Origin of the sequence: Silvibacterium sp. (assembly GCF_047605705.1) — a bacterium.
Taxonomy (GTDB): domain Bacteria; phylum Acidobacteriota; class Terriglobia; order Terriglobales; family Acidobacteriaceae; genus Silvibacterium.
This window is the reverse complement of the sequence record NZ_JASGFD010000044.1, coordinates 26,404-41,936: the sequence shown is the minus strand read 5'-3', so window position 1 is coordinate 41,936 and position 15,533 is coordinate 26,404. Positions and strand designations below refer to the sequence as shown.

The following is a 15,533-nucleotide window of genomic DNA, read 5'->3' as shown; positions in this document are numbered from 1 at the left end:
GCAGCAGATTCATCAGATCGGCCTCGACGAAGTAAAGCGCGACGAAGCAGAGATGCTGGTCATTGCGCAGAAACTCGGCTTCAAGACGGTCGCTGATCTGCGTGCATCCGTGGCCGCGAATCCCAAGCTGCATCCGACCACGAAGGACCAGTACCTCGATGCCTACCGCACCGACATCGACAGGATGAAGACGAAGCTGCCCGACCTCTTCGGCCGTCTGCCGAAGGCGCCGCTCGCGGTTGAAGCGGTTCCGGCCTTCATCGAAAAGGACCAGGCGCCCGCGTACTACGAGCGCGGCACGCCCGATGGCAGCCGCCCAGGTACGGTCTACGTAAATACTTACGATGTGCAGCATCGCTCGCTTGCCAACGTCGAGTCGATCGCCTACCACGAAGGCCTGCCCGGCCATCACCTGCAGATTTCCATCGCGCAGGAGCTGACCGGCCTTCCGGAGTTCCGTAAATATCTCGGCTATACCGCTTACACCGAGGGCTGGGGACTCTACGCGGAGCGACTGGGCAAGGAAGTCGGCTTCTACCAGGATCCTTACTCCGACTACGGCCGGCTTGAGACAGACGTTTTCCGCGCCATCCGCCTCGTGGTCGATACCGGCGTCCACTCCGAGCACTGGTCGCGCGAGCAGATGGTGCAGTACTTCAAGGACCACTCCGGCCTCGACGACGCGACCGTGCAGTCCGAAGTCGACCGCTACATTGCGTGGCCGGGACAGGCACTCGGCTACAAGATCGGCCAGCTGAAACTGCTCGAACTCCGCGCGGATGCGGAGAAGACGCTGGGGCCGAAGTTTGACCTCAAGGCCTTCCATGACGAGGTGCTCGATTCCGGCGCTCTGCCGCTCGACGTCCTCGATCAGCGCGTGAAGAGCTGGGCCTCGCAGCAGGCCGTCACCGCGAAATAAGTCCCAGGGGAGACAGCGGGCAGCACTCTGATCCCGCCCTCCACATTGAAGGGCTGCGCCGGCTCGCCCGCATCTTTCTCACTACGCCCGATCGGCTTTTGCAGGAACTCACAGAGCTTGCGGTCGAGCTATGCGGCGCGGACAGCGCGGGCATCAGCATCGAACGGGAGAACCCCACGGATGACGACTACTTCCGGTGGATCGCCGCGGCCGGAGAGTATTCCGCCTTCCTGGATGCCTCGCTTCCCCGCTATCCGAGCGCGTGCAGCATCTGTCTCGAGCGCGACCACCCACAGCTTTTCCGCGTAGGCAAGCGCTTCTTCGACATCCTCGGCGTCACCGCTCCTCCAGTCACCGATGGCCTGCTGCTGCCATGGAACACGGAGAAGACGCGCGGCACCATCTTTGTGATGGCGCATGGACGGCGGGAAGCCTTCAACCAGGACGATTGCGAGCTGATGCAAACCCTTGCCGGTTTCGCCGCCATGGGCATGCGGCATCGCGAACAACATCAGCTCCTGGTGGAGCAGGCAGGCGCCACCGCCGCGGCTGCCATGGCGAACGAACTGGCCCACCGCATCAACAACCCGCTGCAGGGGCTCACAAATCAGCTCTACCTGGCGGCATCCGGCAGCTACGGAGAGGAAGCACGCAGGCTCGGCGAGGAAGCCTCGGTCGAACTGGCGCGGCTTTCCGCCCTCGTGCAGGAGTTGCTTACGCTTCCCGGACTGGACCCGCGCAAATTGCGGACCTGAAGAAAACCAGGGCTCCTGTACTCTGATTCCAGCATGAATACTGCGGTTATGAATCCAGACCTCTCCTCATTACGTGTAGCCGTGCTCGGTGCCGGCAAGATGGGCGGCATCCTGCTGCAAGCCTTCCTGAAGCAGCAGATTCTCACCCCCGAACAGCTGCTGGCGACCGTCGCGCACCCTGAGCGCGCCGCCGTCCTCTCCGCGCAGTGGGGTGTCGAGGTTTCCACAGACAACCTCGCCGTGGCCGAGCAGGCCGACATCATCCTGCTGGGCGTGAAGCCCTTCCAGATCCCCGACCTTATCGCGCAGATCCGCCCCGCGCTCACGCCGAACAAGCTGCTCATCTCGTTCGCGGCATCGGTAAAGACCGGCGCGATCGAAGAGGCGGCGGGCATCGAAATCCCGGTCATTCGCTCGATGCCGAATACGCCATCCATGCTGGGCGCGGGCGTCTCGGCGCTCTGCCGCGGCCGTTTTGTTTCCGACGCGCAAATGGCGCTTGCCGAGCGTATCTTCGAGACCGTCGGCCGCACCGTGATCGTCGATGAAAAGCACATGGACGCGGTCACCGGTCTCTCGGCCAGCGGTCCGGCCTTCATCTACATCATTCTGGAATCGCTCGCCGAAGCGGGCGTGAAGGTGGGCCTGCCGCGCGATATCGCTACACTGCTGGCCGCGCAGACGACCTTCGGCTCGGCCAAGATGGTGCTTGAGACGGGCTACCATCCGGCGCTGTTGAAGGACGCGGTAACAACGCCCGCCGGCTGCACCATCGACGGCATCCTCGAACTCGAAGAAGGCGGCCTGCGCGTGACGCTGATCAAGGCCGTGATGCGGGCCGCGCAGCGCGCGAAGGAACTGGCCGCGGGCTAAGGCTGGTTGTCATCCGACCGAAGCGGAGGGATCTGCGGTTTGGCTTTCATGATGGAGATGATTCGATGAAAAGGCACAACAGCAGGTTCCTCCACTTCGCGCCCTTTGGCGCTCCATGGTCGCTCCGGTCGGAATGACAACACGCAAGAGAGCAAGCAGGCAGTGAAGCCGAGCATGCGCTGGGTGCTGTTTACAGAACTGCTGCTGTTGTTTCTGCTCGTGCCGCTGGCGCTCTTCCTGCTCCCGCCATTTCTGCCGCCGATGCCCCTGCTGTGGGCCCTCGCCATCTACTGCACAGTCACATTGCGGAGCGATCCGACGTTCCAGCGTACGCAGCTGTGGAATCGCAACGCGCTACCCGGCTCGCTGGCCACAATGCTCACGTTGTTTTCGGCCGCCGCCCTCCTGCTCACACTTTTAGTCTGGAAGTTCGCGCCTGCGCAGCTATTCACCCTGGTGCGGCATCACCCGGTGCTGTGGACGCTCATCATGCTGCTCTACCCGGTGCTCTCGGTTTATCCGCAGGGGCTTGTCTATCGCGTCTTCGTGATGCATCGCTACCGCGAACTTGTCCCGCAGAGGCAAAAGGAAACGGCGCTGATTCTGCTCAGCGCCGCTTGCTTCGCGATGATGCACCTTGTCTTCCACAACTGGGTCGCGATCGCGCTCACCTTCCCCGGCGGATTGCTCTTTGCCTGGAGGCAGCAGCGAACTCGGTCGCTGCTTACCTCCTCAGTGGAGCACGCACTCTATGGCGGTTATCTCTTCAGCGTGGGACTGGGCATGTACTTCTACGCCCGGCTGGTCTGAGAAGAGATTCGTAACGACACTTACGCCTGGGGCGCTGCGTCGTTCACCTTCTGGTCGGTTTCCTTGGTCTTGTCCGAAGCCTTGGTCTCTGCCTGGTGCGCGTTGTCCTTAGCCTTGGAGCCGGCTTCCTTCTTCGGAGCGAATACCTTCTCCGTGCCTTCCTTGGTCTTGTCGGCGGCCTTTTCGGTACCTTCCTTGGTCTTGTCGTAAGCCTTGGTGCTGCCTTCCTTGGTCTTATCGTAGGCCTTGTGCGTGCCGCTCTTGGTGTCCTTCGCCGCTGTCTTGGTACCGCTCTTGGTCTTGCTGTATCCCTTCTCCGTGCCGCTCTTTACCGCGTGACCGGTGTCCTTGGCCGCATCCTTGGTGTCGGTGCCGGCGGTCTTGATGTCCTGCTTCGCTCCGGAATCCTGTGCGAAGACGATCGAACCGGTCCCACCGAGAAGGGTGGCGGCCAGCAGGAAGCTAAATGCCCGTGAGTTCTTCATAGATTGGGACAGATTACCGTGGATTGCCAGAAGTTGCCTGCCCGCCCGCTAAAATAGAAGTGGAGTCGCCATGAACGCTGTGTCCGCACCCTTTCCTGCGACCTCGCTGCCGGTGCAACAACCTGCGCGGGGCCTTCGCCGCTTTGCCTGGGGCGTGGTGGCCTACAACGTCCTCGTCATCATCTGGGGAGCAGCAGTGCGAGCCACCGGATCCGGCGCAGGCTGCGGCGATCACTGGCCGCTGTGCAACGGTTCGGTGATTCAGCATCATCCGACCATCTCGACCATCATCGAGTTTGCGCACCGCTCCATGAGCGGCGTCGCTCTGATCGCCATCGTGGCACTGCTGGTGTGGACCGTCCGCGCGACCGCAAAACGGCACCTGGCACGCGCAGCCGCCGTCGCAGCGCTGGTGCTCACCTTGAACGAGGCTCTCCTCGGCGCGCTTCTCGTACTGCTCGGCAAGACGGCTACCGATCAATCGGCCTCGCGCGGCGTCTATCTCGCCCTGCACCTGGCCAACACCCTGCTCATGGTTGGGGCGATGACCCTCACTGCGCACTTTCTTTCGCGTGAGCGCGGTTTTATGCGCGGCAGTGTGGAGATGCGCAGGCCCACATTGGCCATCACCGGCCTCCTTGCCGTGATTATCACCGGCATCTTTGGTGCCCTGGCCGCGCTCGCGGACACACTCTACCCCTCGCCCAATGTTCGCGCAGCCATCCTCGAAGACTTCGCCGCGGACTCGCCGACACTGGTACACCTGCGCTGGCTGCATCCGGTCATCAGCCTCGTGGCCGGAGCCTTCATTGTCTGGATCGTCTTCCGCGCCTTCCACTCGGTCGCCAATCGCGGTCTCGCTGCCGGCGTCATCGGTCTGCTCGTGCTGCAATACTGGCTGGGCTTCGCGGACCTCGCACTGCTCGCCCCCGTTGCGCTGCAGATGCTGCATCTGCTCGGCGCGGACCTCCTTTGGATCGCGCTGGTCGTGCTCACAGCACGGCTCTATCTGCGTCCGATTGGCTGTACCGAAGGCATGTGCGGTAGGTAGGGCTCAGAGCTCAGACGAGAAGTATCAGGGCGCGGCTTTAGCCTTGCCAATACCGGATAATCTCGAAAGGGCTTCAGCCCCCCTGTGCCAGTAACAACAAGCTCTGTCATTCCGACCGGAGCGAAGCGCAGTGGAGAAACCTGCGGTTCTCTTTCAATAAGCGTAAATTCGGGTGCCCCACGTCTCGATTCTGAGACGCGGGAGAGCACGAATCCCGCAGACCCTCGTTCCGGCCATAATAAGAACTCCAGACCCGCGACCGAAGGGAGCGGAGGCCGAAGGAAACCGCTCTGCGCGAAGCAGAAAAAAATGGCCCGGCGGGAGCCGGGCCAAGTCACTCATCGGGAAACACTCAGAACCGGAGACGTCCGGTGATCTGGATATTTCTGGGGCCGTTTTCGATAGCCGTCGGAACGCCGAACCCGAAGTCTGCGGGATTCGTATCCGGCGGCGAGAAGTAGTGGCGATTGAAGGCGTCGAGGAATTCGGCCTTCAACTCGAAGTCCAGACTCTCGTGAATGGGAATGTCCTTGAGCAGGCTGAAGTCTTCGCTGAGCCACTTCGGCATGCGGATGCCGGTGACACGCGGCGTATTGCCGAGTTCGTAAGGCACGTTGTTTCCAGCGATCGCATTTGTAACATTCACTGCTGCATTCTGGTCATGGAAAGCAGGGTTGGCCTTCTGATAGGTCGAAGCGCTGGTGTCCGATCCGTTGAAGAAGCTGTTGCTGTTTGGATCGCTGCCGACGCCGCCGTTGAGATACGAGAAGGGATTGACGTGTCTCCAGCCCCGCTTGTACGCGGCGCTCTTGACACTCGCCCCCGAGATCTCGTCATACCGGATGGACTGTTCCCAGCCCGGAATGCCGACCGTGCAGCAGAAGGCCAGAGGCTGACCGTTCTGATAACGCTGCACGCCGCCGATCTTCCATCCACCCAGCGTGTAACTAGCGATCCCGTGGTTGAGCCACTTCTTCCCCTTGCCGAACGGGAGCTCATAGAGATAGCTGACGACGAAGCTGTTGGGCAGATCCTGAATACTGATGGCCTTTTCTTCCTTCAGATTCGCGGGGTTCTGCACCTGGGGCTGTCCGGGGTTGGTGTTGGGCAGAGCGCTGTCGGTGTCATTCTCATTCTTTGAGAAGGTGTACGACGCCTGCAGGCTCAGGCCGTTGTGGAACTGCCGCGCCAACGAAACCAGCAATGCTTCATAGCTCGAATGACCGGTCGCCTGCAGGCAGCAGCCTGAGTCGATGTAGTCATACTGCGGGAACGGACGCAGCGCCTGCTGCACGGTGACGCCATCGCCCCACAGGTTGAAGTAACCGGTGAACGGCACAGCCACCCCATAGGGATTGTTCATCAGCTGCGCATTCAGCGTATTACCGCCGGTTGAGAATTCCTTGTTGTAAGGAATGTTGTTGATGTTCTGGTTGTTCGCCTGCAGGTTCTGGCCTGCGCTGCCCACGTAGCCGATGGTCAGCACCAGATCCTGCGCCAGCTGCTGCTGCACCTGCATATCCCAGTTGTAGATCGCCGCCGGACGGCCAGCCTTTTTCTCGATATAAGAGCCAGGCAGATAGGAGCCGTTATAGAGGCCGGGATCGAGATCCGGCGGAGAAGCGAACGCCGGATATCCGCTGTCGATCTGGAAGGACGGATCGAAGCCGTTCTTCGAGGGGAAGGTGGGGCTGGACTTGTAGCCTGCATTCATCGAGCCGCCGAAGTCGTCATACTGCAGCGGTCCGTAGAGGATGCCGAAGCCGCCGCGCAGCACCGTCTTGGTGTTGAGCCACGGCGGAGTGTAGGCAAAACCCAGGCGTGGCGCAATGTCCTTGTAGTACGTATCGGCCCACTTCGCATTGCAACCGTTGCACTGCGTGCCAAAGACCAGCGCGCCGGGTACACCATATTCCGGATCGGTCGCCGTCGCGCTGAAATTCGAGGTGTAGTTCAACGCTTCGTGCCGCGGGACATCGACGCTGTAGTTCACGCCCAGGTTCAGCGTCAGGTTGCGGTTCACCTTCCAGTCGTCCTGCACATAGCCGGAGTAGTACCAGGAGATCCAGCGCGACTGGTGTGAGTAGAGGTTCTGGCTGCCGCCGCAGGCATTGCCGAGCAGCTCGCTGGCCAGTCCGTTGCCGTTGTTCGCGGAGCCGGTATAAGCCGATGTCTGCCCCGTGCAGAAGTTGATCACGGGAGAGTTGCCGTCGATCGGCGAGTACTGCTGGTAGCGCATGTCCACGCCGAAGGTGAGGCTGTGCGCGCCCTTCTGCCACGTCACGCTGTCGACAAGGCGGATACCGTTATCGATGTTGTCGTCGTTCTGCGCCGGATTGCCCTCGTTGGTCGTTACGCCGTTGGTAATCTGCGGGAAGTTGAACGAGTCTGCATTCCCGATGCCCGCCTGCTCGGTGTAATTGATCTTGTTAAACAACGGGAAGGCGTAATTGATGCTGTTGCTGCGATTGGTGCCGACAATCAGGTGGTTGAGCAGGTTTGGCGTGAGCGAGTAATCCCAGCCCAGGCGCCAGAAGTGCGTGTCAAAGTCCTGCTTCCAGGTGTTGGGATCGATCGGATACGGCAGAATCTGCGGTGTGCCCGAAACGCGGTTGTTATCGCGCGTGCTGTAGGAGCTCCACAGCTTGCTCTTCGCCGTCAGGTTCGCGTCGATGCGCAGGGTGTAGGTGGTGTTCTGAATCGGAGACGTGCTCGAAAGCACGTAGTTATTGAAGACGTTGCTGTTCGTCGCCTGCGGGAAATAACTCAGCAGCTTCAGCGCCGCCGGCGAGAAGCCCCCGGGGATCTTGTTGCCCGGGAATGCGGTGCGGCACTCCACGCCATTCACCGTGCGCGTGGTCGAAGGGTCGAAAATCTGCCCCTGGTAAACCGGCGTTCCATCGCAGGGGTTCGTGCCTACGATGTTCGAGGTGTTGAAGAGAGCCGGCGCTGAGAAGTCGCCGCCAAGCTCCGCCGCCGTGGGAACGGTCGCCGTCGTAATCGCGCCGACCGAGTAACGGATCTGCTCCCAGCCGTAGAAGAAGAACAGCCTGTCCTTCCCGTTGTAGAGCTTCGGTATCCAGATGGGACCGCCGAGATTGCCGCCGAAATCGTTCTTGCGATCGACCGGAGTTGCATAGGTGGAGCGGCAGGCCGGGGTATCGTTCGCTCCCGCGCAGTTATACGATTCAAGCCCGCCGTTCAGCCACGAGTTCGCATCGAGATCGGTGTTGCGGAAGAGCTCGAAGGCTGTGCCGTGGTAGCTGTTGCCGCCGCTCTTGGTGGTGAAGTTCTCAAAGCCGCCGGTCGTGCGGTTGTACTCGGCTGGAGGGACCGCGTCGGTTACCGTCAGCTCTTTCAGGTTCTCGACCGAAGGAGCCTCTTCGTCGAAGGACGAGCCGTTTTCACTGCGCTGCTGGCTGAGACCATCAATCAGCACTTCGGCGCCGTAATCCTGGCCGCCGGCGATCTTGCTCTCAAAGACGCCGTTGTTGCTGTTCGCTGTGCCGGGGCCAGTGTTGCCGGGTAAGAGGAAGATGAAGGCCTCCGGCGAACGCAACGCGCCCACGCCGCCAAGCGCCAGCGGCAGATCGTTGTACTGCTGCTCGGTGATCGATCCGGTGATATCGGAGCTTGCCGTCTGCAACTGCTGCGACGATGCATCGACCGTGACCGTTTGCGTGGCCGAGCCAACCTGCAGCGTGACATTCACCGCCGTGGTCACCTGCAGGTTCACCTTTACGCCGGTGAGCTGCTGCGCCTGGAAGCCGGTGGCCGTCACCGCGAGGTTGTAGGTGCCGATGGCAGCTTCGGGAAACCGGAAGGTGCCCGCCGAGCTTGTCGTGGCCTGCAGCTTGAAGCCCGACTGCGTTTCGGTAGCGACGACCTGTGCCCCGGGCACCACCGCCCCCGTGGAGTCGGCAACCGTGCCGACCAGCGTGCCATATACCGTTTGTGCGCCCGCCCAATGGCATGCGAGCAGAAGCCCCAGGCACATTAGCGCCAGACGGCTCCTCCACTGAATCCCTGCGTTCATCCTTGCCTCCTGGAAAAATCCTTCACGCGAAGCCCTACGGTGCTGCTTGTCTCTCGGTACTGCTGCGGCTCGCCAGTCTGCGCCGGAGAAGCCGTTTCAATCGTGGAAAAGTTGTTTCATTTACGATTCATGTAAGCGCATTCATTCATTAATGGAAACGCATACATTCACGAAACGAGCCAACTTATACGCGCCACTCACAAAACATGTCAACAGGAAAGGATGCGCTTCCAGCCGGGCTTTTATCGTGTGAAATTTGTTTGTGGCACGTCCGTCAGGGATTCCGCGCGAGGCGAATCTCCGCATTTACGCAAAAACTTGGCAAGCACGATCCCACGCGTGCAAACTTGTGCCAGCAGTCCAGCGACCCAAGAGAAAACGATTTACTACGGCACTTCGCCGTATAGGCCCCAGACCACCATCGCGCCACACCCAGCCGGATTGACCAGAAGGAAATTGATGAGCCAGAGTGTCCCGCAGTCCACGTCCGTCCTAGCCTCTGCCCCCGACGCCGCACAGAGCCGGGAAGGCGAAATCTCCATCAAGTTTGAGCGCCTGCTTCCCTTCCTCGAAGAGCGCGGATTCTCCGCCGTGCTGCTGAGCCGGAACGAAAATCAGGCCTGGATCACGGCCGGGCAGTTCGAAGCCCGCGTCGCGCTGGGATCGGAGTCCGCGGTCGCATCCTTTCTCATCACGAAAGGTGGCCGGAAATATTGCATCACCAGCGAGAACGAAGCGCCGCGTCTCACGCACGAAGAGCTCGCAGGGCTCGGCTATGAGCTGGTCACGTATCCGTGGTGGGGTTCGCCTGCCGGCATCATCGGGGAGCTCGCGGGCGATCGCCTGGGCGCCGACACACCGCAGCCCGGAGCCGAACTCATCAACCTGACCGGCCTGCGCGCGCCGCTGCTCGAGACAGAGATTGCCCGCTTCCGCCAGCTTGGTGTGGAGACCGCTGAGGCCACGGTCGCGGTGCTCGAAGATCTCGAGCCCGGCGTGACCGAGCACGAGATGGCCGCGCAGATCTCCTTCGAGCTGCTGGTCCGCGGCATTACCCCAACCGTGCTGCTGATGGGCGCGGACGAGCGCATCTACAACTACAAGCATGCCGTACCGCGCTCTGGCGTGCTGGAGCGCTACGGCATGCTCAATCTCTGCGCACGCCGCTCCGGGCTGGTCATCTCCATCACCCGCTTCGTCCACTTCGGCGAGCCGCCGGCTGAGCTGCTGCGCAACTTCGAGCACGTAGCAAAAATCAACGCAGCGCTGCTGCACGCGACCAAGGACGGCGCAACCTCGTCCGCTCTCTATGCAGCGGCAGCCGAGGCCTTCGCCGCAGCGGGCGCCCCGGATGACATCCGCCTGCATCACCAGGGCGGCCCATGCGGTTATGGCGAGCGTGACTGGATCATCACGCCTGAAGGCGCGCAGCGGGTTACGCTGCCGCAGGCCTATGCCTACAACCCCAGCCTGCGCGGCGCCAAGGTCGAGGACACGGCCATCGTGACCCCTTCCGGCGTTGAGGTGATCACCGCAACACCGACGCTGCCGGTCATCGAGACAGTGCTTGACGGCGTGGTCTACCCGGCGTCGAATGTGCTGGTGAAATAAGCAGCGCTCTGAGGTGAGTGGCATTTGGATGTCACTCACCTTGTCTTCTTCAAATCCGTTTCGCTTCCCACATCTTTAAGGAGCAATAGAAATGCCGGTACTTGCTTCGCTTTGCCGCCGCGCTGCCATCGCGGCGCTTTCTGCCACGGTGATGATGCCCTTCGCCTCGGCGCAAGCCACACAATACGCGGACCAGCCACCGCTGCTGGTGGGTGCTGCCTGGTATCCCGAGCAGTGGCCCGAATCGCAGTGGGAGCCCGATCTCGAGCGCATGGAAGCCGCGCACATCCATCTCGTCCGCGTCGGAGAGTTCGCGTGGAGCACCATGGAGCCGCGTGAGGGCGAGTACCACTTCGAATGGCTGGAGAAGGCGATCGCACTCGCCGCGAAGCACCACATCTGTGTTGTGCTCGGCACACCGACTGCGGCGCCGCCCGCATGGTTCACGCAGAAGTATCCCGACACGCTGCGCGTCGATAACGACGGCCGCCGCGATGAGCACGGCAATCGCCAGCAGTTCTCTTTCGCGAGCACGAAGTATCGCGAGCTTGCCTACAAGATCTCCGAGCAGATGGCGGAACGCTTCGGGAAGAACCCCGATGTCGTCGGCTGGCAGCTCGACAACGAACTGGCCGCGGACTCCTTCGATCCCGATGCCATTGCGCAGTGGCATGCCTATCTCAAGCAGAAGTACGGCACCATCGACAACCTGAACAGGCACTGGGCCGCCGCGTACTGGAGCCAGTCGTATAACGACTTCGACCAGATTCCCGCGCACAACTCCGACGAAAATCCGGCGCTGCTGCTCGAGTGGAAGCACTTCGTCAGCGAGACCTGGAAGAGTTATTCGGAAAACGAGATCCGCGCCATCCGCCCGCACGCGGACAAGCGCCAGTTCATCACCACGAACACCATGGGCTGGTTCGACGGTTTCGATTCGTACGTGGAGCACTCGGTGCTCGACATCGCCGCATGGGACGACTACATCAGCACCGACGTGCTCGATCCCTACGACAACGGCCTGCGCCACGACCTGACGCGCGGCTACAAGCAGAAGAACTTCTGGGTGATGGAGACCGAGCCGGCCTTCGTGAACTGGCGCCCCACCAATAACGCGCTCGACAAAGGCCAGACGCGCGACCTCGCATGGCAGGCCATCGGTCACGGCTCCGATGCGGTCGAATACTGGCAGTGGCGTGCCGCTCCCAATGGGCAGGAGGAGTACCACGGCGTGCTGGTCGGCATCGACAGCAAACCCGTTCCGGTATACGACGAGGTGAAGCAGGTCGGCGAAGAGTTCGATAAGGCAGGCAAGGCGCTCGCCGGCACCTCGCCGCATGCGGACGTTGCACTGATCAATGATTTCGACAGCCGCTGGGCCATCGACTTCCAGCGCCACAGCGCGCATTTCTCTCCCACCGCGGAGATGACGGACTTCTATCGCCCGCTGCGCGACGGCGCACAGTCTGTCGACGTCATCAGCGTGCATGCGCCGCTCGACAGCTATAAGGTTGTCGTCGCCCCCGCACTCAATGTGCTGCCGCAGGAAGTCGGCGATCACCTGCTGGCCTACGTAAAGCAGGGCGGCAATCTCGTTCTGGGCCCGCGCTCAGGCATGAAGGACGAGTACGATGCGCTGAGTGTTCAGCGTCAGCCCGGTCCGTTGGCCGAGGCGCTCGGCGCGAATGTCTCGCAGTTCTACGCGCTCGACAAGCCTGTGCCCGTGGAAGGCGACGCAGGCTCCGGCGAAGCGAAGGTATGGGCTGAGACCATCGCCGTCCATTCACCGGAGACAAAGGTGCTGATGCATTACGGCGCCAGCAATGGCTGGCTCGACGGACAGCCCGCAGTGGTTACACGGCATGTCGGCAAGGGCACCATCACTTATATTGGCGCGTGGCTCGAACAGCCCCTGCTGGATAAGCTGGTGGCCTCCGTGCTCTCCGATGCCGGCGTGAAGCCGCTGATCGCCAATGTCCCCAGGGGCGTCGAAGTCTGCGAGCGCTCAGGCGACGGCAAGCATGTCTTCATCCTGATCAACCACACGCAGCAGGCTCAGCAGGTAAGCCTGCCGTCTGCGATGCATAACCTGCTCGGGGATGGCACCGTCTCATCCGTCGAGCTGCCGAAGTACGGCGTTGCCGTCCTCGCACAATAACTTCACACGACAGAAAAGCCGGAGGCTCAAGCGCCTCCGGCTTTTCTATTTGTCACTGTGACAGTTACTTGAGTGAGCGCAGCAGATCGCAGGCGCGCTGCAGATCATGCTCGCGCTTGGCGAAGCAGAAGCGCAGCAGGTTCTCACCGCCCCCTTCGGTGAAGAACGCCGTGCCCGCTACAGCTGCGACGCTGGTCTCGCGCAGCAGGAAACGGGCTCTCTCCTTCGCATTCGCACCTGGCAGCCGCGAAGCATCGGCCAGCACGTAGTAAGCGCCGGTCGGAACCGAGGGCGTCATGCCGATATCCGTAAGCGCGGAGCAGAGCAGATCGCGCTTCGCCTGGTACTCGCCCGACATGCTCTCGTAATAGGTGCGCGGCAGCTCCAGCAGGCCAGCGGCAGCGCCGTACTGAAAAGCCGAGGGGCTGCAGACATACGTCAGGTCATGAAAGTATCCGATGGCCCCGGTCCACTTTCTGTCCGCAGCGAGATAGCCCACACGCCAGCCGGTAATCGAGAAGGTCTTCGAGAGGCCGGAGATGGTGATCGTCCGCTCTTTCATGCCGGGCAGCGATGCCGGGCTGATGTGCTCGGTCCCGTCGAAGACAAAATATTCGTAGATCTCGTCGGTGAAGACGAAGAGGTCGTGCTCGATCGCCAGTTCGGCGATGGCCTCAAGCTCCTTGCGCGAAAAGACCTTGCCGCAGGGATTCGAAGGCGTGTTCACGATAATCGCCCGTGTCTTCGGCGTGATCGACGCGCGCAGCCGGTCCAGATCGAGCTCCCACGTATGCGTCGCCAGCGGGACGGCGACGGGCTTCATCCGCAGCGCGAGCAGCGTGTTCAGGTGGTACCCGTAGAAAGGCTCGAAGAGAACGACTTCATCGCCCGGATTGAGCAGCGCAAGCGCCGTGGCGTACAAGCCGCCGGTTGCGCCGGAGGTGACCAGCACCTCGCCTTCAGGATCGGCTTCGATGCCATTGTCCCGGGCCAGCTTCTTTGCGATGGCCTGGCGCAGCACCGCAACGCCATCGAGGCGTGTATAGATGTTGTGGCCCTCATGGATCGCCGAGATCGCGCGATCCACCACCGGTGACGGCACTTCCGTGTCACAGATACCCTGCGCAAGGTTCACGCCGCCCAGGCGGTCGCATTCGACGCTCATGGAGCGGATTTCGGACTGAACAACATGAGGGGCAATCTGGCTGAGTTGCAGCTTCGTCGTAGCAGTGGCCATAAGGATTGCATCCATGATGTCATTGCCGGCGGCGGGAATCTACCGAAATGTGCCATTGAACCCGTGCCGGAGCTGCCTCTATGCTGCGAAAGTAGCCGGCAGAGTCGGGATCTTCAAGAAAGCTGGGAACTTCGAGATGAAGAGTAAGTGCGGGATGATTGCCGCGTGGATGCTAGGCGCGGCGCTGGCTGGTCATGCAGGGATGGCGCAGACACAGACGCAGGAACAACTAGTCTGGTCGGATGAGTTCAATGGACCGGCCATGAGTCAGCCCGATCCACAGAACTGGACTTACGATACCGGCAAAGACGGCTGGGGCAATCACGAGCTCGAGACCTACTGCAGCTGGAGATCCTCGGCTGCGCCCTGCAACACCGACGCTCCCAATGCCTATGTAGGCGGCGATGGCTATCTGCACATCATCGCGCATTCACTGGGCAATGGCGTCTTCACCTCCGCGCGGCTCAAAACCAAAGGGCTACACAGCTTCCTTTACGGACGGATTGAGGCGCGCATCCAGATGCCTGCCGGTCAGGGCCTGTGGCCTGCATTCTGGATGCTCGGAGACGATATCGATCACGTGCCGTGGCCGGCCTGCGGAGAGATCGACATCATGGAAAGCGTCAGCAAGACGCCGACCATCAATTACGGCTCCGTGCATGGCACCGGCTTCACCGGCACCTCGATCACCAGCATGTACCAGCTGCCCGGCGGCGCGCAGTTTGCCGAGGGCTTTCACACCTTCGGCATTCTATGGTCGCCGAAGGAGGTTCGCTTCTATGTCGACGACCCCTCGAAGCCCTATGCGATCGACAAGCCATCGGACCTCCAGGGCGGAGGCATCTGGCCCTTCGATACGCGCAAATTCTTCCTTTTGCTGAACCTTGCCGTCGGCGGAGACTGGCCCGGCGCGCCGGGACGCAACAGCAGCTTCCCGCAGGAGATGCTGGTCGACTATGTGCGCGTCTACTCGATGCCCGCGGCGCGCTGACGCAGCTCATCGCGCCCACGCAACACCAGCTCACGCGTCTGCCGCGCGGCCGCACGCCGGTCGGGATAAGGAACGTCCGCGGGGAGGAAGCGGATTCGCGCGCGGATGCCCTTCTTCCCCAGCACGGTGAGTAAATGCGGCCCAAAGGTGATGTCGCCGTAGTAGCAGAGATCCGCCTCGCGGACATCGCTGGCGACATAACCGATGGCGGCCGAAGCGATTGGCTCCCTCGCCCCCAGCGCTGCCTCAAACAGCGCCGGAAAGAAGGGCAGCACGTGGCTGCCGTCCGTACTGGTGCCTTCGGGAAAAAGAACCACCGGGATACCGGCGGCAAAGGCAGCCCGCATCTTCTCCGCAACGGAGGCCAGCACAGAGCCCTGCCCACGCTCGACAAAGATGGTGCCCCCGCAGGAGGCCAGCAATCCGAAGAGCGGCCATTGTCTTACTTCGGACTTCGACACGAAGACACAGGGGCCTAGTGTGGAGAAGAACAAGATATCCAGATAACTCAGATGGTTGGCGACGATCAGCCCGCGCGAGGGCATAGGAGCCGAAGCCTCTACCTTCATGCCGAGGCGGGATACCACCCGCATGCATGAGGCTTGAA

The 15,533-nt window shown here is 61.6% G+C and carries 12 protein-coding genes; 8 read left to right on the top strand and 4 right to left on the bottom strand.

Translation table 11 applies throughout. The features are described 5' to 3' along the window. The 4 genes from QM649_RS15265 to QM649_RS15250 form a co-directional block, all read left to right on the top strand. On the top strand, positions 1-919 hold a 919-nt coding region (locus QM649_RS15265; protein WP_415199916.1), incomplete at its 5' end, for a DUF885 domain-containing protein. Then, positions 886-1,674: a GAF domain-containing protein gene (locus tag QM649_RS15260; RefSeq protein ID WP_415199920.1), complete on the top strand. Its 789-nt coding sequence runs from the start codon at positions 886-888 to the stop codon at positions 1,672-1,674. The genes QM649_RS15265 and QM649_RS15260, both read left to right, overlap by 34 nt. A 48-nt stretch (positions 1,675-1,722) precedes the next feature. After that, on the top strand, positions 1,723-2,547 hold the full coding sequence (gene proC / locus QM649_RS15255; RefSeq protein WP_415199915.1) for a pyrroline-5-carboxylate reductase: 825 nt from the start codon (positions 1,723-1,725) through the stop codon (positions 2,545-2,547). 162 nt (positions 2,548-2,709) lie between these two features. Then, on the top strand, positions 2,710-3,357 hold the full coding sequence (locus QM649_RS15250; protein ID WP_415199914.1) for a CPBP family intramembrane glutamic endopeptidase: 648 nt from the start codon (positions 2,710-2,712) through the stop codon (positions 3,355-3,357). A gap of 20 nt (positions 3,358-3,377) precedes the next feature. On the opposite strand, the gene QM649_RS15245 is transcribed toward QM649_RS15250, so the two are convergent. Beyond that, entirely contained in the window at positions 3,378-3,842 is a 465-nt protein-coding gene (locus QM649_RS15245; protein ID WP_415199913.1) for a hypothetical protein, read from the bottom strand. A 70-nt stretch (positions 3,843-3,912) separates the two neighbouring features. On the opposite strand from QM649_RS15245, the gene QM649_RS15240 reads away from it, so the two are divergent. Beyond that, positions 3,913-4,893, top strand: coding sequence for a COX15/CtaA family protein (locus QM649_RS15240; protein WP_415199912.1), 981 nt, complete (start codon positions 3,913-3,915; stop codon positions 4,891-4,893). Positions 4,894-5,245: 352 nt separating this feature from the next. On the opposite strand, the gene QM649_RS15235 is transcribed toward QM649_RS15240, so the two are convergent. After that, entirely contained in the window at positions 5,246-8,929 is a 3,684-nt protein-coding gene (locus QM649_RS15235) for a TonB-dependent receptor (protein ID WP_415199911.1), read from the bottom strand. A 459-nt stretch (positions 8,930-9,388) separates the two neighbouring features. Between QM649_RS15235 and QM649_RS15230 the strand changes: the two genes are divergently transcribed. Together QM649_RS15230 and QM649_RS15225 are read left to right on the top strand one after the other, a co-directional pair. Beyond that, positions 9,389-10,540, top strand: a complete 1,152-nt coding sequence (locus tag QM649_RS15230; RefSeq protein WP_415199910.1) for a M24 family metallopeptidase — start codon at positions 9,389-9,391, stop codon at positions 10,538-10,540. Between the two features lie 91 nt (positions 10,541-10,631). After that, positions 10,632-12,698: a beta-galactosidase gene (locus QM649_RS15225; RefSeq protein ID WP_415199909.1), complete on the top strand. Its 2,067-nt coding sequence runs from the start codon at positions 10,632-10,634 to the stop codon at positions 12,696-12,698. A 64-nt stretch (positions 12,699-12,762) separates the two neighbouring features. Here QM649_RS15225 and QM649_RS15220 read toward each other — a convergent pair whose 3' ends face one another. Continuing rightward, on the bottom strand, positions 12,763-13,935 hold the full coding sequence (locus tag QM649_RS15220) for a pyridoxal phosphate-dependent aminotransferase (RefSeq protein ID WP_415199908.1): 1,173 nt from the start codon (positions 13,933-13,935) through the stop codon (positions 12,763-12,765). A gap of 136 nt (positions 13,936-14,071) precedes the next feature. On the opposite strand from QM649_RS15220, the gene QM649_RS15215 reads away from it, so the two are divergent. Then, positions 14,072-14,926 (top strand): family 16 glycosylhydrolase, encoded by an 855-nt coding sequence (locus QM649_RS15215; RefSeq protein ID WP_415199907.1) that lies wholly within the window; start codon positions 14,072-14,074, stop codon positions 14,924-14,926. Here QM649_RS15215 and QM649_RS15210 read toward each other — a convergent pair. Beyond that, positions 14,902-15,519: a lysophospholipid acyltransferase family protein gene (locus QM649_RS15210; RefSeq protein ID WP_415199906.1), complete on the bottom strand. Its 618-nt coding sequence runs from the start codon at positions 15,517-15,519 to the stop codon at positions 14,902-14,904. The genes QM649_RS15215 and QM649_RS15210 overlap by 25 nt on opposite strands. Positions 15,520-15,533: the final 14 nt, after the last annotated feature.

Coding starts and splice junctions, on each gene's coding strand:
- proC (WP_415199915.1), top strand. CDS start 1,723: ATGAATCCAGACCTCTCCTCATTACGTGTAGCCGTGCTCGGTGCCGGC.
- QM649_RS15245 (WP_415199913.1), bottom strand. CDS start 3,842: ATGAAGAACTCACGGGCATTTAGCTTCCTGCTGGCCGCCACCCTTCTC.
- QM649_RS15240 (WP_415199912.1), top strand. CDS start 3,913: ATGAACGCTGTGTCCGCACCCTTTCCTGCGACCTCGCTGCCGGTGCAA.
- QM649_RS15235 (WP_415199911.1), bottom strand. CDS start 8,929: ATGAACGCAGGGATTCAGTGGAGGAGCCGTCTGGCGCTAATGTGCCTG.
- QM649_RS15230 (WP_415199910.1), top strand. CDS start 9,389: ATGAGCCAGAGTGTCCCGCAGTCCACGTCCGTCCTAGCCTCTGCCCCC.
- QM649_RS15225 (WP_415199909.1), top strand. CDS start 10,632: ATGCCGGTACTTGCTTCGCTTTGCCGCCGCGCTGCCATCGCGGCGCTT.
- QM649_RS15220 (WP_415199908.1), bottom strand. CDS start 13,935: ATGGCCACTGCTACGACGAAGCTGCAACTCAGCCAGATTGCCCCTCAT.
- QM649_RS15215 (WP_415199907.1), top strand. CDS start 14,072: ATGAAGAGTAAGTGCGGGATGATTGCCGCGTGGATGCTAGGCGCGGCG.
- QM649_RS15210 (WP_415199906.1), bottom strand. CDS start 15,519: ATGCGGGTGGTATCCCGCCTCGGCATGAAGGTAGAGGCTTCGGCTCCT.